The sequence below is a fragment of the Pseudomonas sp. PB106 genome, assembly GCF_009764645.1.
GTDB lineage: Bacteria > Pseudomonadota > Gammaproteobacteria > Pseudomonadales > Pseudomonadaceae > Aquipseudomonas.
The window spans coordinates 23,570-47,003 of the sequence record NZ_RWIM01000121.1 but is presented as its reverse complement, the minus strand read 5'-3'; the positions used below and the strand labels follow the sequence as shown (position 1 = coordinate 47,003).

Annotated in this window: 21 protein-coding genes; 17 read left to right on the top strand and 4 right to left on the bottom strand. The window is 57.5% G+C overall.

What is annotated here, in order from left to right:
- Positions 1–504: 504 nt before the first annotated feature.
- Complete coding sequence (gene gltA / locus EJA71_RS16625) at positions 505–1,794, bottom strand: citrate synthase (protein WP_007919904.1); 1,290 nt, start codon at positions 1,792–1,794, stop codon at positions 505–507.
- Positions 1,795–2,156: 362 nt separating this feature from the next.
- On the opposite strand from gltA, the gene sdhC reads away from it, so the two are divergent.
- The 12 genes from sdhC (at position 2,157) to EJA71_RS16565 (ending at position 16,529) form a co-directional block, all read left to right on the top strand.
- The gene (gene sdhC, locus EJA71_RS16620) at positions 2,157–2,531 is read left to right on the top strand and encodes a succinate dehydrogenase, cytochrome b556 subunit (protein ID WP_034156251.1); all 375 of its coding nucleotides are present in this window, start codon (positions 2,157–2,159) and stop codon (positions 2,529–2,531) included.
- Positions 2,525–2,893, top strand: a complete 369-nt coding sequence (gene sdhD / locus EJA71_RS16615) for a succinate dehydrogenase, hydrophobic membrane anchor protein (RefSeq protein ID WP_007919900.1) — start codon at positions 2,525–2,527, stop codon at positions 2,891–2,893. Before sdhC ends, sdhD begins: the two co-directional genes overlap by 7 nt.
- Before the next feature lie 3 nt (positions 2,894–2,896).
- Positions 2,897–4,669, top strand: coding sequence for a succinate dehydrogenase flavoprotein subunit (gene sdhA, locus EJA71_RS16610; protein WP_158958539.1), 1,773 nt, complete (start codon positions 2,897–2,899; stop codon positions 4,667–4,669).
- Between the two features lie 11 nt (positions 4,670–4,680).
- Positions 4,681–5,385: a succinate dehydrogenase iron-sulfur subunit gene (locus EJA71_RS16605; RefSeq protein ID WP_007919888.1), complete on the top strand. Its 705-nt coding sequence runs from the start codon at positions 4,681–4,683 to the stop codon at positions 5,383–5,385.
- Between the two features lie 251 nt (positions 5,386–5,636).
- Positions 5,637–8,468: a 2-oxoglutarate dehydrogenase E1 component gene (locus EJA71_RS16600; protein ID WP_093439917.1), complete on the top strand. Its 2,832-nt coding sequence runs from the start codon at positions 5,637–5,639 to the stop codon at positions 8,466–8,468.
- Between the two features lie 42 nt (positions 8,469–8,510).
- Complete coding sequence (gene odhB / locus EJA71_RS16595) at positions 8,511–9,746, top strand: 2-oxoglutarate dehydrogenase complex dihydrolipoyllysine-residue succinyltransferase (RefSeq protein WP_158958537.1); 1,236 nt, start codon at positions 8,511–8,513, stop codon at positions 9,744–9,746.
- A 108-nt stretch (positions 9,747–9,854) separates the two neighbouring features.
- The gene (gene lpdA / locus EJA71_RS16590; protein ID WP_034156249.1) at positions 9,855–11,291 is read left to right on the top strand and encodes a dihydrolipoyl dehydrogenase; all 1,437 of its coding nucleotides are present in this window, start codon (positions 9,855–9,857) and stop codon (positions 11,289–11,291) included.
- Positions 11,292–11,473: 182 nt separating this feature from the next.
- Complete coding sequence (sucC, locus tag EJA71_RS16585; protein ID WP_007919879.1) at positions 11,474–12,640, top strand: ADP-forming succinate--CoA ligase subunit beta; 1,167 nt, start codon at positions 11,474–11,476, stop codon at positions 12,638–12,640.
- Positions 12,640–13,521 (top strand): succinate--CoA ligase subunit alpha, encoded by an 882-nt coding sequence (gene sucD / locus EJA71_RS16580; RefSeq protein ID WP_008082972.1) that lies wholly within the window; start codon positions 12,640–12,642, stop codon positions 13,519–13,521. Before sucC ends, sucD begins: the two co-directional genes overlap by 1 nt.
- 363 nt (positions 13,522–13,884) lie before the next feature.
- Positions 13,885–15,198: a branched-chain amino acid transport system II carrier protein gene (gene brnQ / locus EJA71_RS16575; protein WP_158958535.1), complete on the top strand. Its 1,314-nt coding sequence runs from the start codon at positions 13,885–13,887 to the stop codon at positions 15,196–15,198.
- A gap of 192 nt (positions 15,199–15,390) precedes the next feature.
- Positions 15,391–16,128, top strand: coding sequence for a DUF599 domain-containing protein (locus tag EJA71_RS16570; RefSeq protein ID WP_158958533.1), 738 nt, complete (start codon positions 15,391–15,393; stop codon positions 16,126–16,128).
- Positions 16,128–16,529 (top strand): MAPEG family protein, encoded by a 402-nt coding sequence (locus EJA71_RS16565; protein ID WP_158958531.1) that lies wholly within the window; start codon positions 16,128–16,130, stop codon positions 16,527–16,529. Before EJA71_RS16570 ends, EJA71_RS16565 begins: the two co-directional genes overlap by 1 nt.
- 77 nt (positions 16,530–16,606) lie before the next feature.
- On the opposite strand, the gene EJA71_RS16560 is transcribed toward EJA71_RS16565, so the two are convergent.
- A complete protein-coding gene (locus tag EJA71_RS16560) occupies positions 16,607–16,843 on the bottom strand; it encodes a hypothetical protein (RefSeq protein ID WP_158958529.1) in 237 nt (78 codons plus the stop codon).
- Positions 16,844–17,001: 158 nt separating this feature from the next.
- On the opposite strand from EJA71_RS16560, the gene EJA71_RS16555 reads away from it, so the two are divergent.
- The 4 genes from EJA71_RS16555 to EJA71_RS16540 all read left to right on the top strand — a co-directional run bounded on the left by EJA71_RS16555 (position 17,002) and on the right by EJA71_RS16540 (position 20,711).
- Complete coding sequence (locus EJA71_RS16555) at positions 17,002–17,478, top strand: PaaI family thioesterase (protein ID WP_158958527.1); 477 nt, start codon at positions 17,002–17,004, stop codon at positions 17,476–17,478.
- Positions 17,475–17,927, top strand: a complete 453-nt coding sequence (locus tag EJA71_RS16550; protein ID WP_158958525.1) for a PaaI family thioesterase — start codon at positions 17,475–17,477, stop codon at positions 17,925–17,927. Before EJA71_RS16555 ends, EJA71_RS16550 begins: the two co-directional genes overlap by 4 nt.
- Positions 17,928–18,009: 82 nt before the next feature.
- Positions 18,010–19,914 (top strand): molecular chaperone HtpG, encoded by a 1,905-nt coding sequence (gene htpG / locus EJA71_RS16545; RefSeq protein ID WP_158958523.1) that lies wholly within the window; start codon positions 18,010–18,012, stop codon positions 19,912–19,914.
- A gap of 68 nt (positions 19,915–19,982) precedes the next feature.
- Positions 19,983–20,711, top strand: coding sequence for a dienelactone hydrolase family protein (locus EJA71_RS16540; protein WP_158958521.1), 729 nt, complete (start codon positions 19,983–19,985; stop codon positions 20,709–20,711).
- Positions 20,712–20,870: 159 nt separating this feature from the next.
- Here EJA71_RS16540 and EJA71_RS16535 read toward each other — a convergent pair whose 3' ends face one another.
- Together EJA71_RS16535 and EJA71_RS16530 are read right to left on the bottom strand one after the other, a co-directional pair.
- Positions 20,871–21,734, bottom strand: a complete 864-nt coding sequence (locus tag EJA71_RS16535; protein ID WP_158958519.1) for a pirin family protein — start codon at positions 21,732–21,734, stop codon at positions 20,871–20,873.
- Positions 21,735–21,795: 61 nt separating this feature from the next.
- The gene (locus EJA71_RS16530) at positions 21,796–22,212 is read right to left on the bottom strand and encodes an OsmC family protein (RefSeq protein WP_016986397.1); all 417 of its coding nucleotides are present in this window, start codon (positions 22,210–22,212) and stop codon (positions 21,796–21,798) included.
- A gap of 129 nt (positions 22,213–22,341) precedes the next feature.
- Between EJA71_RS16530 and EJA71_RS16525 the strand changes: the two genes are divergently transcribed.
- Entirely contained in the window at positions 22,342–23,397 is a 1,056-nt protein-coding gene (locus EJA71_RS16525; protein ID WP_158958517.1) for an amidohydrolase family protein, read from the top strand.
- Positions 23,398–23,434 lie beyond the last annotated feature (37 nt).

Sequence of the window (23,434 nt, the reverse complement as noted above, 5' to 3'; positions counted from 1 at the left end):
GTAGGAGCTGCCGAAGGCTGCGATCTTTTGATCTGCTTTGGCTTTGGCTTTGGCTTTGGCTTTGGCTTTGGCTTTGGCTTTGGCTTTGGCTTTGGCTTTGGCTTTGGCTTTTGATGTGGCTTTTGATTTTTTGCCCCTTCGGCAGGCCGAGCGAAGGTGTTCATCAGGGGGTGGGAGCGCAGCGACCGTGCGGCGTAGCCGCATACATCGAGAGGAGGTGCAGCGAAGCAAACCGGAGGCGATGCCCCCGGATGGACACCGTAGCGAGGGAACACTGAGCCTAGGCGAAGTGCCGTACGCCGGGGGCAAAGCCTTTTGCTTACTTTTCGCTGGGCCGGCATTCCGGCGTTTGGAAAAGTGAGTCGCTGTAAGAGCGAAACCGCCAGCGGCAGCACCCGCAGCAACGGATATGCCCCCAACCAAAAAACCAGCACAAACAAAACGGCCCCTATATAAATAGAGGCCGTTCCCGGTACAACTTAAGACGTTATCGCAAGACAGGTCTTATTTGCGATCTTCCAGCTTGGAAATATCACGCGACTCATAACCCGTGTACAGCTGGCGCGGACGGCCAATCTTGTACGGGCTGGAGAGCATTTCTTTCCAGTGAGAGATCCAGCCAACAGTACGTGCCAGCGCGAAAATCACGGTGAACATGCTGGTCGGAATGCCGATCGCCTTGAGGATGATCCCCGAGTAGAAGTCGACGTTCGGGTACAGCGAGCGCTCGATGAAGTACGGGTCGGTCAGGGCGATCTCTTCCAGGCGCATGGCCAGTTCGAGTTGCGGATCGTTGTTGATGCCCAGTTCCTTCAGTACTTCGTCGCAGGTCTGCTTCATTACAGTCGCGCGAGGATCGCGGTTCTTGTAAACGCGGTGACCGAAGCCCATCAGTTTGAACGGATCGTTCTTGTCCTTGGCCTTGGCGATGAACTTGTCGATGTTGGAAACATCGCCAATCTCGTCAAGCATGGTCAGTACGGCTTCGTTCGCACCACCGTGGGCAGGGCCCCACAGTGCGGCGATACCGGCGGCGATACAGGCGAACGGGTTGGCACCCGAAGAGCCGGCCAGGCGCACGGTGGAAGTCGATGCGTTCTGCTCGTGGTCGGCATGGAGGATGAAGATCCGGTCCATGGCCTTGGCGAGTACCGGGCTGATCGGTTTGATCTCGCACGGGGTGTTGAACATCATGTGCAGGAAGTTTTCCGCGTACGTCAGGTCGTTGCGCGGGTACATCATGGGTTGGCCCATGGAGTACTTGTAAACCATCGCTGCCAGGGTCGGCATCTTGGCAACCAGACGGATCGCGGAGATTTCGCGATGCTGCGGGTTATTGATGTCGAGGGAGTCGTGGTAGAAGGCCGAGAGGGCGCCGACTACACCGCACATGACGGCCATCGGGTGGGCGTCACGACGGAAGCCGTTGAAGAAGGTTTTCAGCTGCTCGTGAACCATGGTGTGGTTTTTCACGGTGCTGACGAACTGGGCCTTTTGTTCTGCGGTCGGCAGTTCGCCGTTGAGCAGCAGATAGCAGGTTTCCAGGTAGTCCGACTTTTCAGCCAGCTGTTCGATCGGGTAGCCGCGGTGCAACAGAATGCCGTTGTCGCCGTCGATATAGGTGATCTTCGATTCGCACGAGGCGGTCGACATGAAACCCGGGTCGAAAGTGAAGCGGCCCGTGGCCGTCAGGCCCCGAACATCAATAACATCGGGACCAACGGTGCCGGTTAAAATGGGCAGCTCGACGGGGGCTGCGCCCTCGATGATCAACTGCGCTTTTTTGTCAGCCATGTGGCCTCCTATTTATGCTTGAACCATCAGACAGACCCCCCACGCAGGGCCCGCACCACTATAGTGAGATAAATTCGAATGTCAATTTGCCTAAAGTCTTGCTCCAGAAGGCTTTAAGCGGACTTTTTCCTCGAAATTGACTGCCATTTACGCCTTTTATGCAACTTGTGCAATCAGCTATTGGGGGTAGGTGATTGCGTTGTCATTAGTAGCCTAACTGTCTATACTCGGCCACCGACCGCCAAGGGCTTTTGGGCCTGCTTTATTGGGGGTCGCATCCCTGGGTGGTGGTTACCTGACCAGTGCACTCCCCAACAACTTTGCCCTGATTGTTAGGGGCTCTTCAGTGTGAAAAAAAAGCCGTGAAAAGCCAACGACCTGTAAACCTAGACCTAAGGACCATCAAACTCCCCATCACCGGCGTTACGTCGTTTCTTCACCGTGTTTCCGGCATCATCCTCTTCCTGGGTATCGGCTTCATGCTTTATGCATTGGGCAAATCTCTGGGTTCCGAGGAAGGTTTTGCCGAGGTGAAGGCATGCTTGACCAGCCCGCTGGCCAAGTTCGTAGCATGGGGCCTCCTGTCCGCTCTGCTGTATCACCTGGTAGCCGGTGTGCGCCACTTGATCATGGACATGGGCATCGGTGAGACGCTGGAAGGCGGCCGCCTGGGCTCGAAAATTATCATCGCCGTTTCCGTGGTGTTGATCGTTCTGGCAGGAGTTTGGATATGGTAACCAGCGTTACGAACCTTTCGCGTTCGGGCCTCTATGACTGGATGGCGCAACGTGTGTCTGCGGTTGTTCTCGCGGCTTATTTCATCTTCCTGATCGGATACCTTGCAGCGAATCCGGGCATTGGCTACGACCAGTGGCACGGCCTGTTCGCTCACAACGGGATGCGTATCTTCAGTCTGCTGGCCCTCGTTGCCCTTGGCGCTCACGCCTGGGTCGGCATGTGGACCATCGCGACCGACTACCTGACGCCAATGGCGCTGGGCAAGTCCGCGACCGCAGTACGTTTCCTTTTCCAGGCAGTTTGCGGCATCGCGATGTTCGCTTACTTCGTCTGGGGTGTGCAGATTCTCTGGGGTATCTGATTCATGGCTAACATTCCAACGATTTCTTTCGACGCCATCATTATTGGTGGTGGCGGTGCCGGCATGCGCGCTGCGCTGCAACTGGCGCAGGGCGGTCACAAGACTGCCGTGATCACCAAGGTTTTCCCGACCCGTTCGCACACTGTATCCGCTCAGGGCGGCATCACCTGCGCCATCGCGTCCGCTGATCCGAACGATGACTGGCGCTGGCACATGTACGATACCGTCAAAGGTTCCGACTACATCGGTGACCAGGACGCTATCGAATACATGTGTCAGGAAGGCCCGGCTGCAGTTTTCGAACTGGACCACATGGGTCTGCCGTTCTCGCGTACCGAGCAAGGCCGTATCTACCAGCGTCCGTTCGGTGGTCAGTCCAAGGACTACGGTAAAGGTGGCCAGGCTGCGCGTACTTGCGCTGCTTCCGACCGTACCGGTCACGCCCTGCTGCACACCCTTTATCAGGGCAACCTGAAAGCCGGTACCACGTTCCTGAACGAGTACTACGCTGTCGATCTGGTGAAAAACCAGGAAGGCGACTTCGTCGGTGTGATCGCGATCTGCATCGAAACCGGCGAAACCACCTACATCCGCGCCAAGGCCACCGTACTGGCTACCGGCGGTGCTGGTCGTATCTACGCTTCCACCACCAACGCCCTGATCAACACCGGTGACGGCGTCGGCATGGCTCTGCGTGCTGGCGTGCCGGTACAGGACATCGAAATGTGGCAGTTCCACCCGACCGGCATCGCCGGCGCCGGTGTACTGGTTACAGAAGGTTGCCGTGGTGAAGGTGGTTACCTGATCAACAAGCACGGCGAGCGTTTCATGGAGCGTTATGCTCCGAACGCCAAAGACCTTGCCGGTCGTGACGTGGTTGCTCGCTCGATGGTTAAAGAAATCATCGCCGGCAACGGTTGCGGTCCGAATGGCGACCACGTAATGCTCAAACTCGACCATTTGGGCGAGGAAGTGCTGCACAGCCGTCTGCCAGGCATCTGCGAACTGTCGAAGACTTTCGCTCACGTTGACCCGGTTGTTGCGCCGGTTCCGGTTGTCCCGACTTGCCACTATATGATGGGCGGCGTTGCCACCAACATTCACGGCCAGGCGATCACCCAGAACGCCGAAGGCGTGGATCAGATCATTCCTGGTCTGTTCGCGGTAGGTGAAGTGGCTTGCGTATCGGTTCACGGTGCCAACCGTCTGGGCGGCAACTCGCTGCTCGACCTGGTGGTATTCGGTCGCGCTGCCGGCCTGCACCTGGAAAAAGCACTGACCGACGGCATCGAATATGACGACGCTACCGAAGCTGACATCGAAGCTGCCCTGTCGCGTCTGAACGCGCTGAACAGCCGTACCGACGGCGAAGACGTCGCTACCCTGCGTCGCGAGCTGCAAAGCTGCATGCAGAACTACTTCGGCGTATTCCGTACCGGTGAATACATGCAGAAAGGTATCGCTCAGCTTGCTGACCTGCGTACCCGCATCGCCAACGTGAAGATCAACGATAAGTCGCAGGCGTTCAACACTGCCCGTATCGAAGCGCTGGAGCTGCAAAACCTGCTGGAAGTGGCTGAAGCTACCGCCATCGCGGCCGAAGTACGTAAAGAGTCGCGCGGTGCTCACGCCCGTGAAGACTTCGAAGATCGTGACGACGAAAACTGGCTGTGCCACACCCTGTACTTCCCGGGTGACAAGCGCGTCACCAAGCGTGCCGTGAACTTCTCGCCGAAGACTGTTCCGACTTTCGAACCTAAAGTCCGGACTTATTAAGGGTGACCGCCATGTTGAAAGTCAGTGTTTATCGCTACAACCCTGATCAGGACGCTGCGCCGTTCATGCAGGAATTCCAGGTCGATACCGGTGGTAAAGACCTGATGGTGCTGGACGTGCTGGCCCTGATCAAAGAGCAGGACGAAGGTTTCTCCTATCGTCGCTCTTGCCGTGAAGGCGTCTGCGGGTCCGACGGCATGAACATCAACGGCAAGAACGGTCTGGCGTGCATCACGCCACTGTCCGCCGTTGTAAAAGGTAACAAGTTGATCGTTCGTCCGCTGCCAGGTTTGCCGGTTATCCGTGACCTGGTCGTCGATATGAGCATCTTCTACAAGCAATACGAGAAGGTGAAGCCTTACCTGCAGAACGACACGCCGGCTCCGGCCATCGAGCGTCTGCAGTCGCCAGAAGAGCGCGAAAAGCTCGACGGTCTGTACGAGTGCATCCTGTGCGCTTGCTGCTCGACTTCTTGCCCGTCCTTCTGGTGGAACCCGGACAAGTTCCTGGGTCCAGCTGCGCTGCTGCAAGCTTATCGCTTCCTGGCAGACAGCCGTGACACCAAGACCAACGAGCGTCTGGCTTCGCTCGATGATCCGTTCAGCGTATTCCGCTGCCGGGGCATCATGAACTGCGTCAACGTATGTCCGAAAGGCCTGAACCCGACTAAGGCCATCGGTCACATCCGTAACATGCTGCTTTCGAGCGGCGTGTGATTCAGCTGCTGTAACCGCTGTACCGTAGAGGCTGTGGCGCGGGCTTCAACCCGCGTCATGGCTATAACCAGAGCAGTAGTCATAAGCTGCGGCTCTTATTTTGAAGAAATGAGACAAGCAGGGGCATCCGGGCTGGTACCCGGACTATCAGTGTGATCCTAAGTGGCTTGTTTTAGTCGCTGCATTCGGACTTCTGCAAGTTTGCTCGGTGTCGACATCGATGGTGTTCCCCTAACCGAGGGTGACCAAGCATGCAAGAAAGCGTGATGCAGCGCATGTGGAACAGCGCCTACCTTTCAGGTGGAAACGCTGCCTATGTGGAAGAGCTTTATGAGCTCTACCTGCACGACCCTAACGCTGTGCCAGAAGAGTGGCGCACCTACTTTCAGAAGTTGCCTGCCGACGGCAACTCTGCCACTGATGTTTCGCACTCGACAATTCGCGATCATTTCGTGCTGCTGGCAAAGAACCAGCGCCGCGCTCAACCGGTTTCCGCCGGCAGCGTGAGCAGTGAGCACGAGAAGAAGCAAGTTGAAGTGCTGCGATTGATCCAGGCCTACCGTATGCGTGGCCACCAGGCAGCCCAGCTTGACCCGCTGGGGCTGTGGCAGCGTCCTGCACCTGCAGACCTGTCGATCAATCATTACGGCTTGACCAATGCCGATCTTGATACGACCTTCCGTGCCGGCGACCTGTTCATCGGCAAAGAGGAAGCGAGCCTACGCGAAATTCACGAAGCGTTGCAGCAGACATATTGCCGCACCATCGGCGCTGAATTTACGCACATCACCGATTCCGAGCAGCGCCAGTGGTTCCAGCAGCGTCTGGAAAGCGTGCGTGGTCGTCCGACGTACTCCGCCGACATCAAGAGCCACCTGCTTGAGCGCGTGACTGCCGGTGAAGGCCTGGAAAAATACCTGGGCACCAAATACCCGGGCACCAAGCGTTTCGGTCTGGAAGGCGGCGAAAGCCTGATTCCGATGCTCGACGAACTGATCCAGCGTTCCGGTTCCTACGGCACCAAGGAAGTCGTCATCGGCATGGCCCACCGTGGCCGTCTGAACGTACTGGTCAACACCTTCGGCAAGAACCCGCGCGAGCTGTTCGACGAGTTCGAAGGCAAGAAGAAGGTCGAGCTCGGTTCCGGTGACGTTAAATACCACCAGGGCTTCTCGTCCAACGTGATGACCGCCGGCGGTGAAGTTCACCTGGCCATGGCGTTCAACCCGTCCCACCTGGAAATCGTTTCCCCGGTGGTCGAAGGTTCGGTTCGCGCCCGTCAGGATCGTCGTAACGACGCCACTGGCGAGAAGGTTCTGCCGATCTCCATCCACGGTGACGCGGCTTTCGCCGGTCAAGGCGTGGTCATGGAAACCTTCCAGATGTCGCAGACCCGCGGTTTCAAGACCGGCGGCACCGTGCACATCGTGATCAACAACCAGGTTGGCTTCACCATCAGCAACCCGCTGGACTCGCGTTCCACCGAGTACGCCACCGACGTTGCCAAGATGATCCAGGCGCCGATTCTCCATGTGAATGGTGATGATCCGGAAGCCGTGTTGTTCGTGACCCAGCTGGCTATCGATTACCGCATGCAGTTCAAGCGTGACGTGGTGATCGACCTGGTCTGCTACCGTCGTCGCGGCCACAACGAAGCTGACGAGCCAAGCGGCACCCAGCCTCTGATGTATCAGCAGATCACCAAACAGCGCACCACCCGTGAGCTGTACGCTGATCGTCTGACCCAGGGCGGTGTGCTCGACGCAGAGCGTGTTCAGGCGAAAGTCGACGAATACCGCAACGCGCTGGACAACGGTCTGCACGTAGTGAAATCGCTGGTCAAAGAGCCGAACAAAGAGTTGTTCGTGGACTGGCGTCCGTATCTGGGTCACGCCTGGACTGCGCGTCACGACACGCGTTTCGATCTGAAGACCCTGCAGGAACTGTCCGCCAAGCTGCTGGAAATTCCGGAAGGCTTCGTGGTTCAGCGTCAAGTGTCGAAGATCTACGAAGACCGTCAGAAGATGCAAGCCGGCGGCCTGCCGATCAACTGGGGTTACGCCGAAACCATGGCGTACGCGACCCTGGCGTTCGAAGGTCACCCGATCCGCATGACCGGTCAGGACATCGGCCGTGGCACGTTCTCGCACCGTCACGCTGTGTTGCACAACCAGAAAGACGCGGGCACCTACATTCCGCTGCAACACTTGTACGACGGTCAGCCGCGCTTTGACCTGTACGACTCGTTCCTGTCGGAAGAAGCGGTACTGGCGTTCGAATACGGTTACTCGACCACCACGCCGGATGCGTTGGTGATCTGGGAAGCCCAGTTCGGCGACTTCGCCAACGGTGCACAGGTTGTAATCGACCAGTTCATCACCAGCGGCGAGCACAAGTGGGGCCGTCTCTGCGGTCTGACCATGTTGCTGCCACACGGTTACGAAGGTCAGGGCCCTGAGCACAGCTCGGCACGTCTTGAGCGTTACCTGCAATTGTGCGCCGAGCACAACATTCAGGTAGCTGTACCGACCACGCCAGCACAGATCTACCACTTGCTGCGTCGTCAGGTGATTCGTCCGCTGCGCAAGCCGTTGATCGTGCTGACGCCGAAGTCGCTGCTGCGCCACAAGCTGGCCATCTCGACGCTGGAAGATCTGGCCGAAGGTTCGTTCCAGACCGTGATCCCGGAAATCGATGCTCTGGACCCGAAAAAGGTCGAGCGCGTTGTTCTGTGTAGCGGCAAGGTCTACTACGACCTGTTGGAAAAACGCCGTGCCGAAGGCCGTGAAGATATCGCCATCGTGCGTATCGAGCAGCTGTACCCATTCCCTGAGGACGACTTGAAAGAAGTCCTGGCTCCATACACCAACGTCAAAAATGCCGTTTGGTGTCAGGAAGAGCCGATGAACCAGGGCGCCTGGTACTGCAGCCAGCACCACTTGCGTCGCAGCATCGGGAACCTCGACAAGTCTCTCGTACTTGAGTACGCGGGCCGTGAGGCTTCTGCTGCACCTGCTTGTGGTTACGCATCGATGCACGCCGAGCAGCAGGAAAAACTCCTGCAAGACGCGTTTACCATTTAACGCCTTCGCGCACCTGAAACCGAATTTAAGGAACCACAGATAATGGCTATCGAGATCAAAGCCCCCACTTTCCCGGAATCGGTTGCCGATGGCACCGTTGCCACCTGGCACAAACAACCGGGCGACGCCGTCAAGCGCGACGAACTGATCGTCGACATCGAAACTGACAAAGTCGTACTGGAAGTTCTGGCTACCGCTGATGGCGTGCTGGGCGCAATCGTCAAGGGCGAGGGCGAAACCGTCCTGTCCGACGAAGTGCTGGGCTCCATCCAGGAAGGTGGCGCTGCTGCCGCCGCTCCAGCCGCCGCTCCAGCCGCCGCTGCTGCTCCGGCCGCTGCTGCCGCTGCACCGGCTGCCGCTGAAGGCGAAGACGATCCTGTTGCTGCTCCTGCTGCGCGCAAGCTGGCTGAAGAAAACGGCATCAACATCGCTTCCGTTGCCGGCACTGGCAAAGGCGGTCGTGTTACCAAGGAAGACGTGGTTGCAGCTGTTGCTGCGAAGAAAGCCGCTCCGGCTGCCGCGCCTGCCAAGGCTGCTGCTCCTTCGGCCGCCGCTCCTGTGTTCGCCGCTGGCGACCGCATCGAGAAGCGCGTACCGATGACCCGCGTTCGCGCCACCGTGGCCAAGCGTCTGGTTGAAGCGCAGTCGAACATGGCGATGCTGACCACGTTCAACGAAGTCGACATGACTGAAGTCATGGCCCTGCGTTCGAAGTACAAGGACCTGTTCGAGAAGTCCCACAACGGCGTACGCCTGGGCTTCATGTCGTTCTTCGTCAAAGCAGCGACCGAAGCGCTGAAACGCTTCCCGGCTGTCAACGCGTCGATCGACGGCGGCGACATCGTTTACCACGGCTATGCGGACATCGGCGTTGCCGTTTCCAGCGACCGTGGCCTGGTTGTTCCGGTTCTGCGTAACGCCGAACTGATGAGCCTGGCTGAAATCGAAGGCGGCATCGCAACATTCGGCAAAAAAGCCCGTGACGGCAAACTGTCGATGGACGAGATGACCGGTGGTACCTTCACCATCACCAACGGTGGTACCTTCGGTTCGATGATGTCGACCCCGATCGTCAACCCGCCGCAGGCAGCGATTCTGGGCATGCACAACATCATCCAGCGTCCTATGGCGATCAACGGTCAGGTCGTTATCCGTCCGATGATGTACCTGGCACTGTCCTACGATCACCGTCTGATCGATGGCAAAGAAGCTGTGACCTTCCTGGTGACCATCAAGAACCTGCTGGAAGATCCGGCTCGTCTGTTGCTGGATATCTAAAAAACAGCGGCAAGCTTCAAGTTTCAAGCCACAAGCTCAAGCGAGCGGGGTGGGCTTGGAGCTTGTTGCTTGCGGCTTGTAGCTTTATTGCTAAAGAGGATTTTTTGAATGTCGCAGAAATTTGACGTAGTAGTGATTGGTGCTGGCCCTGGTGGCTACGTGGCTGCCATCAAGGCCGCGCAGCTGGGTCTGACCACTGCCTGCATCGAGAAGTACACCGACGCAGAAGGCAAGCAAGCCCTCGGCGGCACCTGCCTGAACGTGGGCTGCATTCCTTCCAAGGCGCTGCTCGACAGCTCCTGGAAATACAAGGAAGCGAAAGAAAGCTTCAACGTTCACGGTATCTCGACCGGCGAAGTCAAAATGGACGTCGCTGCGATGGTTGGCCGCAAGGCTGGCATCGTCAAGAACCTGACCGGCGGCGTTGCCACTCTGTTCAAGGCTAACGGCGTTACTTCGATCCAGGGCCACGGCAAACTGCTGGCTGGCAAGAAAGTCGAAGTCACCAAGCCAGACGGCTCGGTTGAAGTCATCGAAGCTGAAAACGTGATTCTGGCTCCAGGTTCGCGTCCAATCGACATTCCACCGGCTCCGGTTGATCAGAAAGTCATCGTCGATTCGACTGGCGCTCTGGAATTCCAAACCGTACCTAAGCGTCTGGGCGTGATCGGCGCCGGCGTGATCGGTCTGGAACTGGGTTCGGTATGGTCGCGTCTGGGTTCGGAAGTAGTTGTTCTGGAAGCTCTGGACACCTTCCTGATGGCAGCGGACACCGCTGTTTCCAAGGAAGCGCTGAAAACCCTGACCAAACAGGGTCTGGACATCAAACTGGGCGCTCGCGTGACCGGCTCGAAAGTGAACGGCGACGAAGTCGTTGTGAACTACACCGACGCCAACGGCGAACAGACCATCACTTTCGACAAGCTGATCGTAGCCGTTGGTCGCCGTCCGGTGACCACTGATCTGCTGGCTTCCGACAGCGGCGTGACCCTCGACGAGCGCGGTTTCGTGCACGTTGATGATCACTGCGCGACCACCGTACCGGGCGTTTTCGCCATCGGTGACGTGGTTCGCGGCATGATGCTGGCTCACAAAGCTTCCGAAGAAGGCATCATGGTTGTCGAGCGCATCAAGGGCCACAAAGCCCAGATGAACTATGACCTGATCCCTTCGGTTATTTATACTCACCCGGAAATCGCGTGGGTTGGCAAAACCGAGCAGGCCTTGAAAGCTGAAGGCGTTGAAGTTAACGTCGGCACCTTCCCGTTCGCCGCTTCCGGCCGTGCGATGGCCGCCAACGATACCGGTGGTTTCGTCAAGGTCATCGCTGATGCCAAGACCGACCGCGTATTGGGCGTGCACGTGATTGGCCCGAGCGCTGCAGAACTGGTTCAGCAGGGCGCGATCGGTATGGAATTCGGCACCAGCGCTGAAGACCTGGGCATGATGGTTTTCTCCCATCCGACCCTGTCTGAAGCCTTGCACGAAGCTGCTTTGGCTGTGAATGGCGGCGCCATCCACATTGCCAACCGCAAAAAGCGTTAACAGACAATAAGAAACCACGGCGGTAACGGCCCGTCGTGAGCCTTGCGAGCAAGTCTCACCGCGGAATGTCCGCTGGACGCAGTCTTGCGTAGCTCAGCTACGCAAGCAGCAGTCACAGGTGGCGCGGCACTCAAATGAGCGCAGCGCCGAATGCGCAGTACCTAACGAAGACGGTAAAAAGCATGAATCTTCACGAGTATCAGGGTAAGCAGCTGTTCGCTGAATACGGCCTGCCAGTTTCCACTGGTTACGCAGTAGACACCCCGGAAGCAGCAGCAGAAGCTTGCGACAAAATCGGCGGCAGCGAGTGGGTTGTCAAAGCCCAGGTTCACGCCGGTGGTCGCGGTAAAGCGGGCGGCGTTAAGCTGGTTCGCAGCAAAGAAGACGCCAAAGCCTTCGCACAGCAGTGGCTGGGCAAGCGTCTGGTGACTTACCAGACTGACGCCAATGGCCAGCCAGTCACCAAGATCCTGGTTGAATCGTGCACTGATATCGCTAAAGAGCTGTACCTGGGCGCTGTCGTTGACCGTTCGAGCCGTCGCATCGTGTTCATGGCTTCCACCGAAGGTGGCGTGGACATCGAGAAAATCGCTCACGACACTCCAGAAAAAATTCTCAAGGCCACTATCGATCCACTGGTTGGCGCTCAGCCATTCCAGGGTCGCGAGCTGGCATTCCAGCTGGGTCTGGAAGGCAAGCAGGTTGCTCAGTTCGCCAAGATCTTCGTAGGTCTGGCCAAACTGTTCAAAGATCACGACCTGGCTCTGCTGGAAGTGAACCCGCTGGTGATCAAGGCTGACGGCGATCTGCATTGCCTCGACGCCAAGATCAACATCGACGCCAACGCCATGTACCGTCAGCCTAAGCTGAAGACTTTCCACGATCCGTCGCAAGACGATCCGCGCGAAGCGCACGCTGCCAAGTTCGAACTGAACTACGTAGCACTGGAAGGCAACATCGGCTGCATGGTCAACGGTGCTGGCCTGGCCATGGGTACCATGGACATCGTCAACCTGCATGGCGGCAAGCCAGCCAACTTCCTCGACGTAGGTGGTGGCGCTACCAAAGAACGCGTAACTGAAGCGTTCAAGATCATCCTGTCCGACACCAACGTCGCTGCAGTACTGGTCAACATCTTCGGCGGCATTGTTCGCTGCGACATGATTGCCGAAGGCATCATCGGCGCTGTGAAAGAAGTCGGCGTGAAAATCCCGGTTGTTGTTCGCCTTGAAGGTAACAACGCTGAGCTGGGCGCTAAAGTACTGGCAGAAAGCGGTTTGAACATCATCGCTGCTACCAGCCTGACCGACGCTGCTCAACAAGTTGTCAAAGCTGCGGAGGGCAAATAATGAGCGTCCTGATCAATAAAGACACCAAAGTTATCTGCCAGGGTATTACCGGTTCGCAAGGTAGTTTCCACACCCAGCAAGCCATCGAATACGGCACCAAGATGGTGGGTGGCGTTACTCCTGGCAAAGGCGGCACCGAGCACCTGGGTCTGCCAGTTTTCAACACCGTTAAAGACGCAGTAGAAGCCACTGGCGCTACCGCCAGCGTGATCTACGTTCCGGCTCCTTTCTGCAAAGACTCGATCCTGGAAGCGGCATTCGGCGGCATCAAGCTGATCGTCTGCATCACCGAAGGCATTCCTACCCTGGACATGCTGGACGCTAAAGTTAAGTGCGACGAGCTGGGCGTAGTCCTGATCGGCCCTAACTGCCCAGGCGTTATCACTCCGGGCGAGTGCAAGATCGGCATCATGCCAGGTCACATTCACTTGCCAGGCAAGGTCGGTATCGTTTCGCGTTCCGGCACCCTGACCTACGAAGCTGTTAAGCAGACTACTGACGCCGGTTTCGGTCAGTCGACTTGCGTCGGCATCGGTGGTGACCCGATCCCGGGTTCGAACTTCATCGACATCCTGAAGCTGTTCCAGGAAGACCCGAAGACCGAAGCGATCGTCATGATCGGTGAGATCGGCGGTTCGGCTGAAGAAGAAGCGGCTGCCTACATCAAGGCACACGTGACCAAGCCGGTTGTTTCCTACATCGCTGGTGTGACTGCTCCTCCGGGCAAGCGCATGGGCCATGCTGGCGCAATCATCTCTGGCGGCAAAGGCACTGCAGACGAGAAATTCGCTGCGCTGCAAGACGCAGGCGTAAAAACCGTGCGTTCGCTGGCAGACATCGGCAAGGCCCTGGCCGAGCTGACCGGTTGGGCTGTCAAGTAAGCCTCGCGCTTAGCTGACGCTTCACCAAACAAAGGCCACCTTCGGGTGGCCTTTGTCGTTCAAGAGCAGTTGAAAGCGACAAGTTGCTAGCTGCAAGACAAAAGCTTGTCGCTTGAAACTTGTAGCTTGCGGCTGCTTTTCATACATAAACGCGACACGGAAACGTCGCGTATCGGATAGTTCGCCCTCTAACAGTGCGTTTGCACAGCAAATTCGTTAGGCTAGCAGCCATTTTTGCGTCTGCCGCCCACAAGGCATGCAACGCGCTTTAAGGGTCAGTCCCATACGGATCGACAGCATTTCCCTAATTACACAGGGCAATCCCCCTCTAAATTCCGATTTCAGCAGTGTGGTATTACCTTAATGAAAGTTTTGAAAGGTCAGGACATCCTGGCACTTGGCTTTATGACATTTGCCCTGTTCGTTGGGGCCGGCAACATCATCTTTCCGCCTATCGTTGGCTTGCAGGCCGGACCTCACGTCTGGATGGCTGCGCTGGGCTTCCTGATCACCGCAGTAGGTCTGCCGGTGATCACCGTCGTCGCGCTGGCCAAGGTCGGCGGGGCGATGGACGCACTGAGCAGCCCGATCGGCAAGGTCGCCGGTGGCATTCTTGCTGCTGCGTGCTACTTGGCCGTCGGCCCGCTGTTCGCCACTCCGCGCACCGCAACCGTGTCCTTCGAAGTGGGCCTGGCGCCGCTGACCGGCGAGAGCCCGCTGGCGCTGTTCCTCTACAGCTCGGTGTACTTCCTGCTGGTGTTCTTCATCTCGCTCTACCCGGGCCGTTTGCTGGACACCGTCGGCCGTTTCCTCGCGCCGCTGAAGATCATCGCACTGGCAGTGCTTGGCATCGCCGCATTCGCCTTGCCGGCCGGTGACATTGGCCACGGCACACCGGAATACGTCGCTGCACCGTTCTCCCAAGGTTTCATCAATGGTTACCTGACCATGGATACCTTGGGCGCACTGGTGTTCGGTATCGTCATCGTCAACGCGATCCGCTCCCGTGGTGTCGAGTCGCCGAAGTTGATCACCCGTTACGCGATCATCGCTGGTTTGATCGCCGGTGTCGGTCTGGCGCTGGTGTATATCAGCCTGTTCCGTCTCGGTTCCGGCAGCCATGAAGTGGCCGTCGGTGCAACCAACGGCGCGGCGGTCTTGCACGCATACGTGCAACATACCTTCGGTTCGCTGGGCAGCGGTTTCCTTGCGGTGCTGATCTCGCTGGCGTGTCTGGTAACAGCCGTGGGTCTGACCTGTGCCTGTGCCGAATACTTCAGTCGTGTATTGCCACTGTCCTACAAGACATTGGTGATCATCCTCGCGGCATTCTCGCTGCTGGTGTCGAACCTCGGTCTGACCAAGCTGATCGCTTTCTCGATCCCTGTGCTGACCGCGATCTATCCGCCGTGCATCGTTCTGGTCGCGCTGAGCTTCTGCAAAGATTTCTGGCATGAACACGGGCGCATTCTTGGCCCGGTGATGCTGGTGTCGTTTGTGTTTGGCAGCATTGACGCGCTGAAAGGCGCTGGTCTGGCTGACTGGATGCCAACGCAGCTGTCGCACCTGCCGCTGAGCGAGCAGGGTCTGGCGTGGCTGGTGCCGTGCGTGATGACGCTGGTGGTCGCGGTTGTCTGCGATCGCCTGCTGGGCAAGCGCAGCGAAGCGGTAGCCTGACGTTGGCTGACCCGCCACAAGCGGGTCCTCAGCGCTTAAACAGAAATGCCCCGTATCAATCGATACGGGGCATTTTTTATGGGCGTCAGGCAGTGTCTTTTTCCCTGAGCTAACGTCGAAGAGTTGTCATATTTTCACGTGGGAGCAAGCTCGGTCCCACATAGACAGTGTTCACCTCTCACAAGGAATTGCATGTCGTTCATCCAAGCCAATCTGATTCACTTGCTCGCCGCTGTCTGGTTCGTCATCTGTTGGGGCGGTTACACTCGTTACGCCTCATGGAAGGCCCGCGACACCGCGTGTCTGGCCAGCGTGTTGCACCTGTATCGCGAAGACTGGATGCGCCGCATGCTGCTGCGCGACAACCGCATCGCCGATGCCAGCGTAATCGGCAATCTGGAGCGTAACGCCTCGTTCTTCGCCTCCAGCACCTTGATCATTCTCGCCGGTATTCTCACCGTGCTCGGTGCGTCGGAGCGGGCAGTGTCGTTGCTGGCGGATATCCCGATGGTGCAGCAGGCCTCGCAGGGCATGTCAGAGATCAAACTGCTGTGCCTGGCGCTGGTATTCGTCTACGCCTTCTTCACTTTCAGCTGGTGCATGCGTCAGTACAACTTCGCGGCAGTACTGGTGGGCTCGGCGCCGATGGTTGGCGAGCGGCAGGTCTCCGAGCAGGAGCGCAAAGCATTTGCTGCGCGAGCGGCGCGGGTCATTTCGATGGCGGCCAACCAGTTCAACTTCGGCCTGCGCTCCTACTATTTCGGCATGAGCATGCTGGCGTGGTTCGTCAGTCCGTGGTTGTTCATGATGATGAGTGCGGGCGTGGTCGTGGTTCTGTACCGCCGCGAGTTTCATTCCGACGTTCTCGACGTAATGGTCTATACCCCTACTGAGGCGCCCATTCCCGAGGCGAACAAAGAGGCTGCTTGATGAGTATTCCGTTCTGGTGTGTGTTTATCAGTGCTTTGTTGATCTACGTGGCGCGCATGCCGGTGGCCAAGGCCATGAAAGAGCAGGGCGGTTACGACAACCACACTCCGCGCCAGCAGCAGGCGCAACTCACCGGTTACGGCGCCAGGGCGCTGGCGGCGCACCAGAACAGCATTGAGGCGTTCATGTTGTTTGCGGTCGGCGTGCTGATGGCGCACACCACACAAACGGCGGGATGGCTGATCGATACACTGGCGATCATTTTTGTGATCGCGCGGATTCTCTACTTGTGGCTTTACCTGGCTGATCAGCCTTCACTGCGCAGTTTGGTCTGGTTTGTAGGCTTAGTGTGTTCGTTATTGCTGATGATTAGTCCGACTTTTAGAACTGTGTTGCTCTAAGACTGCAGTGCCGATAAATCCCGGACAAAAGAAAACCCGCACTTGGCGGGTTTTCTTTTTCTGCAGCAAAAAGCGAATTATTGCTTCTTGGCAGCTTCGTCTTGCGCGGCAGCGTTCGATTCAGCCTGAGCTTTGGCAGCTTCGGCGTTTTCTTTCGCAGCGTCGTTCACTTTATCCTGAGCTTTGTTCATGTCTTGCTGAGCTTGCTCAGCGTGTTGGTTAGCATCTTGAGCTTTGTCCTCGGATTTTTTATCGCAGGCAGCGAGACCGAGGGAAGCGGTCAACATCAAGGCAACAGCAAAAGTCTTACGCATGGGGTGTTTCTCCTTATGGAAAATAACTACTGGCCTTAAGAACTCTGTGCGGAAGGTTAAGTTCCTCATTTCTTTCAGATATATAAGTTTGTTTTCAGGTGGAACTTTTGCTTTAACCCTTACTACTGGCAAATGGCTCTAACGAGAGTAATTATCAAATGGCCGAAAACCCCGTTTTTGAGCGCGCGACGCGGTTTCTCTCCGCGTTGCGACACTGTCAGGTACTTGGATTGCGCGTGCACAGCGCCTCCAGCGAAGGGCTCACGGTGATCCTTCCGTACAGCACAAAAATCGTCGGCAACCCGCAGAATGGCGTGATCCATGGCGGCGCCATCACTTCGTTGATGGATACCGCCTGCGGTATGTCCACACTGTGCGTTTTGCCGGAATTCGAGGTGTGCCCGACCCTCGATCTGCGTATCGACTACATGCATGCCGCCGAGCCGAATAAAGATGTGTATGGCTTCGCGCAATGCTACCGGGTCACGACGGACGTGATCTTCGCCCGCGGCTTTGCCTATCAGGATGATCCCGAGCGGCCAATCGCCCATGTCGTTGGAACGTTCATGCGCATGGGCAAGGCCCTTAAAGGCACCAAAGGCTTTGGCGGCGCAATAAAAGGAGACCGCCCGTGAGCGAAGACCTGAAACTTCAGTTGCAACAGGCTCACGCTCAGGGTGACTACGCGCCGCTGTTGCAGTTGATTCCCTATGCAGGGCTGATCGGCATTGAATGTTCGCGCGTCGGCGATGAATTGCTGTTCAAGCTGCCGGCCAACAAAGACAACATTGGTAACCCTTTATTGCCGGCGATCCATGGCGGTGTGATTGCCGGATTCATGGAGCTGGCTGCGGCGCTGCATTTGTTGATCTTCACCGAGACGCCGGGCGTGCCGAAGATTATCGATTTCTCCCTCGATTACCTGCGCGCCGGGCAGTTTCGCGACACCTGGGCCAAGTGTCAGGTCTGCCGCCAGGGGCGCCGCGTGGCTAACGTCGCGGTCACCGCTTGGCAAAGCACTGAAAGCGAGCCGATTGCCACCGCTCGTGCGCACTTCAAAATCGATGAGCCCTTGAAATCCTGAACAGTGCCCCAAACTCACAAGACAACCCGCCGCCGACCATTTCGGGTCGCGGCCACTGCCATCTGATTGGAGTTTGATGACCATGAGTGTGGAAACTCAAAAGGAAACCCTGGGCTTCCAGACCGAGGTAAAGCAGCTGCTGCACCTCATGATCCATTCGCTGTATTCCAACAAGGAAATCTTCCTTCGCGAATTGATCTCGAACGCCTCTGACGCTGTCGACAAGCTGCGCTTCGAAGCCCTGGCCAAGCCAGAGTTGCTCGAAGGTGGCGCTGATCTGAAAATCCGTGTGAGCTTCGACAAAGACGCCAAGACCGTCACCCTCGAAGACAACGGTATCGGCATGAACCGTGACGATGTGATCACCCACCTGGGTACCATCGCCAAATCCGGCACTGCCGATTTCATGAAAAACCTCTCGGGCGATCAGAAGAAAGATTCGCACTTGATCGGCCAGTTCGGCGTGGGTTTCTACTCGGCGTTCATCGTGGCCGACCAGGTTGACGTATACAGCCGTCGCGCCGGCACTCCAGCCAGCGAAGGCGTGCACTGGTCGTCGAAAGGCGAGGGCGAGTTCGAAGTCGCCACCATCGAAAAACCAGAGCGCGGCACTCGAATCGTCCTGCACCTGAAAGCTGCCGAAGACGAATTCGCCGATGGCTGGCGTCTGCGCAACATCATCAAGAAGTACTCCGACCACATCGCTTTGCCGATCGAGCTGCCGAAAGAAGCGGCAGCTGCCGAAGGCGAAGAGGCCCCAGCCGTTGAATGGGAAACCGTCAACCGCGCCAGCGCCCTGTGGACCCGTCCGCGCACTGACGTGAAGGACGAGGAATACCAGGAGTTCTACAAGCACATCGCTCACGACTTTGAAAACCCGCTGGCCTGGAGCCACAACAAAGTCGAAGGCAAGCTTGAATACAGCTCGCTGTTGTACGTACCGGCCCGCGCACCGTTCGACCTGTACCAGCGTGAAGCGCCGAAGGGCCTGAAGCTGTACGTGCAACGCGTGTTCGTCATGGATCAGGCCGAGTCGTTCCTGCCGCTGTACCTGCGCTTCATCAAAGGCGTGGTCGATTCCAACGACCTGTCGCTGAACGTGTCGCGCGAGATCCTGCAGAAAGACCCGATCATCGATTCGATGAAAACCGCGCTGACCAAGCGTGTGCTCGACATGCTGGAAAAACTGGCGAAAAACGAGCCTGAGCAATACAAGGGCTTCTGGAAGAACTTCGGTCAGGTCATGAAAGAAGGCCCTGCAGAAGACTTCGCCAACAAGGAAAAAATTGCCGGTCTGCTGCGTTTCGCCTCGACCAATGGCGACGACGGCGAGCAGATCGTCGGTCTGGCTGACTACCTGGCCCGCGCCAAGGAAGGTCAGGACAAGATCTACTACCTCACCGGCGAAACCTACGCGCAGGTCAAGAACAGCCCGCACCTGGAAGTCTTCCGCAAGAAAGGCATCGAAGTGCTGCTGCTGACCGACCGCATCGACGAGTGGCTGATGAGCTACCTCAGCGAGTTCGACGGCAAGACGTTTGTCGACGTGGCACGCGGTGACCTCGATCTGGGCAACCTGGACTCGGAAGAGGACAAGAAAGCCGCAGAAGAAGTCGCCAAGTCCAAAGAAGGTCTGGTCGAGCGTCTGAAAACCGCGCTGGGCGATTCCGTGGCTGAAGTCCGCGTCTCCCATCGTCTGACCGATTCGCCGGCCATCCTGGCCATCGGCGAGCAGGATCTGGGTCTGCAGATGCGTCAGATCCTCGAAGCCAGCGGTCAGAAAGTGCCGGATTCAAAGCCGATTTTCGAATTCAACCCAAGCCACCCGCTGATCGAGAAACTCGATGGCGAGCAGAGCGAAGAGCGTTTTGGCGACCTGTCGCACATCCTCTTCGATCAGGCAGCCCTGGCTGCCGGCGACAGCTTGAAGGATCCGGCCGCCTATGTGCGCCGTCTGAACAAGCTGCTGGTTGAACTGTCGGTTTAACCAAGTCACAGAAAAACCCGCTTCGGCGGGTTTTTTCATTCTGGTGTTTAACCAATCAGGAGTCAGAAATGAGCCAAGTCACTGTACGTTCCGTGGTCTATCAGATCGACGGCCAACCTTATGAAGGTCGTCTGGCGTTTGACGCCGAACACAAAGGCGCGCTTCCGGGTTTGTTGATGGCGCCGAACTGGATGGGTGTCAGCGCCGGTGCCGAAGAGATCGCCAAATCGGTCGCGGCCAAGGGCTACGTGGTGTTGATCGCTGACGTCTATGGTCAGGCAGTGCGTCCGCAAAACGCTGATCAGGCCGGCGCGGCGATGATGCCGTTGAAGGATGATCGTGCATTGCTGCGCACGCGTATGCAGGCAGCGTTCGAGCAGTTGCAGAAGCAGGGCGAGGCAGCGGTTGATACGTCGAAACTGGCGGTTTTCGGGTTCTGCTTCGGCGGTTGCTGCGCACTGGATCTGGCGCGCACCGGTGCGCCGGTGAAGGCTGCGGTGTCGTTCCATGGCACGCTGGATTCGCCGAACCCGGCGGATGCGCAGAACATCAAAGGTTCGGTGTTGGTGTTGCACGGTGCCTCTGACCCGTTGGTGCCAGAGGAGCAGTTGCCAGCGTTTGAGGACGAAATGAACGCAGCGAAGGTCGATTGGCAATTGCTGAGCTACGGCGGTGCGGTGCACTCCTTTACCGATCCGCATGCCAATGTCCCGGGCAAGATGATGTACGACGAAAAGACTGCGAAGCGCGCGTTCAAGTCGATGCATGATTTGCTGGATGAAGTGTTTAAAGGTTGATTGAGGTGTCAGGCACTTATTTATTTGGTGTCTGGCGAGGCCCCATCGCTGGCAAGCCAGCTCCCACAGTTTTCGAGTCGTTTGCGGAATATCCATTCGACGCGAAAAACCTGTGGGAGCTGGCTTGCCAGCGATGACTGACTCACAGGCGACGCAGCACTAAGGCAATTCAATCCGCTCAATTTCCCCCGGCACCGTCGGCCAGTCCCCGGCCGTCCATTTACGCCGTGCCTCATCGATCGCCGCCGGATCGCTCGCCACAAAATTCCAGTTGATCCGCCGAGGCCCGTCCAGCGGCGCGCCGCCAAACACCACGGCGTGAACATCACTCTCGGCAAACAGACTCATCTCTTGCCCTGCCGGTAACACCACCAGCGCATGCGGCTCAATCGTTTCGCCATTCAGCTGCGCATCACCACTCAACACGTAAACCGCCCGCTCTTCATGCTCGGTCGGAACCAGCAACGTGGTCGCTGTTTGCATCTTCACTTCCGCATACAACGTAGGAGAAAGTACTGGCACCGGCGATTCCAAGCAAAAGCCTGACCCGGCAATCATCCGAATCTGCACGCCGAGGTTATCGCTGATCGGCAAGGTCGCCGCCGGATGATGGCTGTAGTGCCCCGGGCCTTGTTCGTGATCCCTGGGCGAGGCCAGCCAGATCTGCAAGCCATGCATCGTGAAACTCTGATTCCACAACGGCTCAGGTGTGCGCTCAACATGCGCGATAGCGCTGCCGGCGGTCATCCAGCTGACATCGCCGGCACTGACCACCTGATCGGAGCCAAGACTGTCCTTGTGCTGGATTTGTCCTTGGAACAGATACGTCAGCGTCGACAGACCAATGTGCGGATGCTGTCGGATGTTCATGCCTTTGCCCGTCGGATAAACCGTCTCGAGCATGTGATCAAAAAACACGAACGGCCCAACGCTGCGGCATTTGGCTGACGGCAGCGGGCGCAGAATCGGCTGGCCTTCGACGTCTTCGGCGCGTGGGCGGATGATCAGAGGTTGCGTGTCCATGGTGCATTCCAGGCTGAGCGGGTGATGCCAGAAGCATAACCCGCCGCTGGCATGAGGAGGGTTACTGGCTGTCGAAGCCCTGTGGCGCGTGGGTTTCGATGGTCACGTCAGTGGTGGTCATGAGTTTGTGAATCGGGCAACGGTCGGCGACGCGTAGCAACTCCTCGCGCTGAGCGTCAGTGAGCACGCCTTTGAGGGTGAGGGTGACGTGCAGGACGTATTTGCCTTTCTGCTCTTCGCTGTTGTCGCGTTTGACGTCGACACCGACGCCGGTCAGCGGGATGTCTTTCTTCTTCGCGTACATCTTCAGGGTCAGCGCTTTGCAAGCACCAAGTGCGGCATCGAAGTAGTCGTGCGGCTCAGGGGCTGAGCCTTCGCCGCCGGCGGACTTCGGCACGTCGGCGAACAATTCGTGATCATCAATCTGTACGGTGTGACGAAAACCTTCAGCGGAGACGGTATTGACGGTAACGGTCATGGGAACCTCACTGGCAGTAGGAAAAGTCGTTCAGTCAAACAAGACCTTGCAGTTATAGAGCATTCCCACCGGGACGCGTTCCACTTTCCTGCGGGGATGAACCCTTGTTGTCGGGGCGCGGTCTAGGCTATGCCTACTTGCCGGAGATTACTTGTGTCCCTGTTTCGTTTGAGTCTTGCTTGCCTTTTAGTATTCGCCGGTGGCGCCAGTGCCCGCGAATACACCTACAGCGACGCGCACCTGCACTACGTGGATTTTTTCCAGGAAAGCGCAGGCATGGCGAAATTGCTGACGGCCATGCAGGACAATTCCATCGAGCATGTAATGATTTCCGGAATTCCGGTGGCGAAGAAGTGGCACGAAGACGAACCCAAGCGTCCGCGCTATTACGCCGGGGATGATGCCGACGCCTATTGGTACAGCGCGACCGATGTGATCGTCGCCGATGCGGTGCAGAAGCTGCCAGCCGATAAGCGTCCGTACTTTCATCCGTTTCTCTCGGGCTTCAATCCCAACGACAAGAACTCCGCCGCGCACATTCAGCGCATGCTCGATCTGTATCCGGGTCTTTGGCAGGGCATTGGCGAAGTGTTCACTCGACATGATGACCTGACGGCGCTGACGTCTGGCGATACGCCGCGCGCCAATAACGAAGCGATGACCAAGATCTATCACCTGGCAGCCGAGAACGATCTGCCAGTGATGCTGCATTCCAATATCACCTCCAAGCGTGAGAAAAATCCGTTGTACTTGCAGGAAGTCGAGGGGTCGCTGCGCAATCACCCGCACACGCGCTTCATTTGGGCGCATGCGGGCACCAGCGCGGAAATCCATCGGCATCAGACGCAACTGAAGTTCTTGCTGCCAACCCTGACCCGCATGCTGGAGGCCTATCCGAATCTGTATATCGACCTGTCGTGGAGCATGCTCACCCCGTATCTGCTGGACGAGCAGGGCAAGCCGCGTTCGGAATGGCTCGCTCTGGTTGAAAAGTACCCAGAACGCTTCATGCTCGGCTCCGACGTGGTAGGACGTTTCAACAAGCTCGGTCAGGAACTGCACAGCTTCAAACCGTTCCTTGATGCGCTGCCGGAGGATGTTGCGCGCAAAGTCGCGCGGGATAACTTCCTGGCGATCTTGCCGCGACCGGAGCTCAAGTCCGGGAAAACCGCGCTGAATCGTTAATGGCGAGTGTTCGAAGTATCCAGGCCTGTTGATATCG

What these genes read in the sequence shown, in the direction of transcription:
- gltA (WP_007919904.1), bottom strand. Translation starts at nt 1,794, where the DNA reads ATGGCTGACAAAAAAGCGCAGTTGATCATCGAGGGCGCAGCCCCCGTC.
- sdhD (WP_007919900.1), top strand. Translation starts at nt 2,525, where the DNA reads ATGGTAACCAGCGTTACGAACCTTTCGCGTTCGGGCCTCTATGACTGG.
- sdhA (WP_158958539.1), top strand. Translation starts at nt 2,897, where the DNA reads ATGGCTAACATTCCAACGATTTCTTTCGACGCCATCATTATTGGTGGT.
- EJA71_RS16605 (WP_007919888.1), top strand. Translation starts at nt 4,681, where the DNA reads ATGTTGAAAGTCAGTGTTTATCGCTACAACCCTGATCAGGACGCTGCG.
- EJA71_RS16600 (WP_093439917.1), top strand. Translation starts at nt 5,637, where the DNA reads ATGCAAGAAAGCGTGATGCAGCGCATGTGGAACAGCGCCTACCTTTCA.
- odhB (WP_158958537.1), top strand. Translation starts at nt 8,511, where the DNA reads ATGGCTATCGAGATCAAAGCCCCCACTTTCCCGGAATCGGTTGCCGAT.
- lpdA (WP_034156249.1), top strand. Translation starts at nt 9,855, where the DNA reads ATGTCGCAGAAATTTGACGTAGTAGTGATTGGTGCTGGCCCTGGTGGC.
- sucC (WP_007919879.1), top strand. Translation starts at nt 11,474, where the DNA reads ATGAATCTTCACGAGTATCAGGGTAAGCAGCTGTTCGCTGAATACGGC.
- sucD (WP_008082972.1), top strand. Translation starts at nt 12,640, where the DNA reads ATGAGCGTCCTGATCAATAAAGACACCAAAGTTATCTGCCAGGGTATT.
- brnQ (WP_158958535.1), top strand. Translation starts at nt 13,885, where the DNA reads ATGAAAGTTTTGAAAGGTCAGGACATCCTGGCACTTGGCTTTATGACA.
- EJA71_RS16570 (WP_158958533.1), top strand. Translation starts at nt 15,391, where the DNA reads ATGTCGTTCATCCAAGCCAATCTGATTCACTTGCTCGCCGCTGTCTGG.
- EJA71_RS16565 (WP_158958531.1), top strand. Translation starts at nt 16,128, where the DNA reads ATGAGTATTCCGTTCTGGTGTGTGTTTATCAGTGCTTTGTTGATCTAC.
- EJA71_RS16560 (WP_158958529.1), bottom strand. Translation starts at nt 16,843, where the DNA reads ATGCGTAAGACTTTTGCTGTTGCCTTGATGTTGACCGCTTCCCTCGGT.
- EJA71_RS16555 (WP_158958527.1), top strand. Translation starts at nt 17,002, where the DNA reads ATGGCCGAAAACCCCGTTTTTGAGCGCGCGACGCGGTTTCTCTCCGCG.
- htpG (WP_158958523.1), top strand. Translation starts at nt 18,010, where the DNA reads ATGAGTGTGGAAACTCAAAAGGAAACCCTGGGCTTCCAGACCGAGGTA.
- EJA71_RS16540 (WP_158958521.1), top strand. Translation starts at nt 19,983, where the DNA reads ATGAGCCAAGTCACTGTACGTTCCGTGGTCTATCAGATCGACGGCCAA.
- EJA71_RS16535 (WP_158958519.1), bottom strand. Translation starts at nt 21,734, where the DNA reads ATGGACACGCAACCTCTGATCATCCGCCCACGCGCCGAAGACGTCGAA.
- EJA71_RS16530 (WP_016986397.1), bottom strand. Translation starts at nt 22,212, where the DNA reads ATGACCGTTACCGTCAATACCGTCTCCGCTGAAGGTTTTCGTCACACC.
- EJA71_RS16525 (WP_158958517.1), top strand. Translation starts at nt 22,342, where the DNA reads ATGCCTACTTGCCGGAGATTACTTGTGTCCCTGTTTCGTTTGAGTCTT.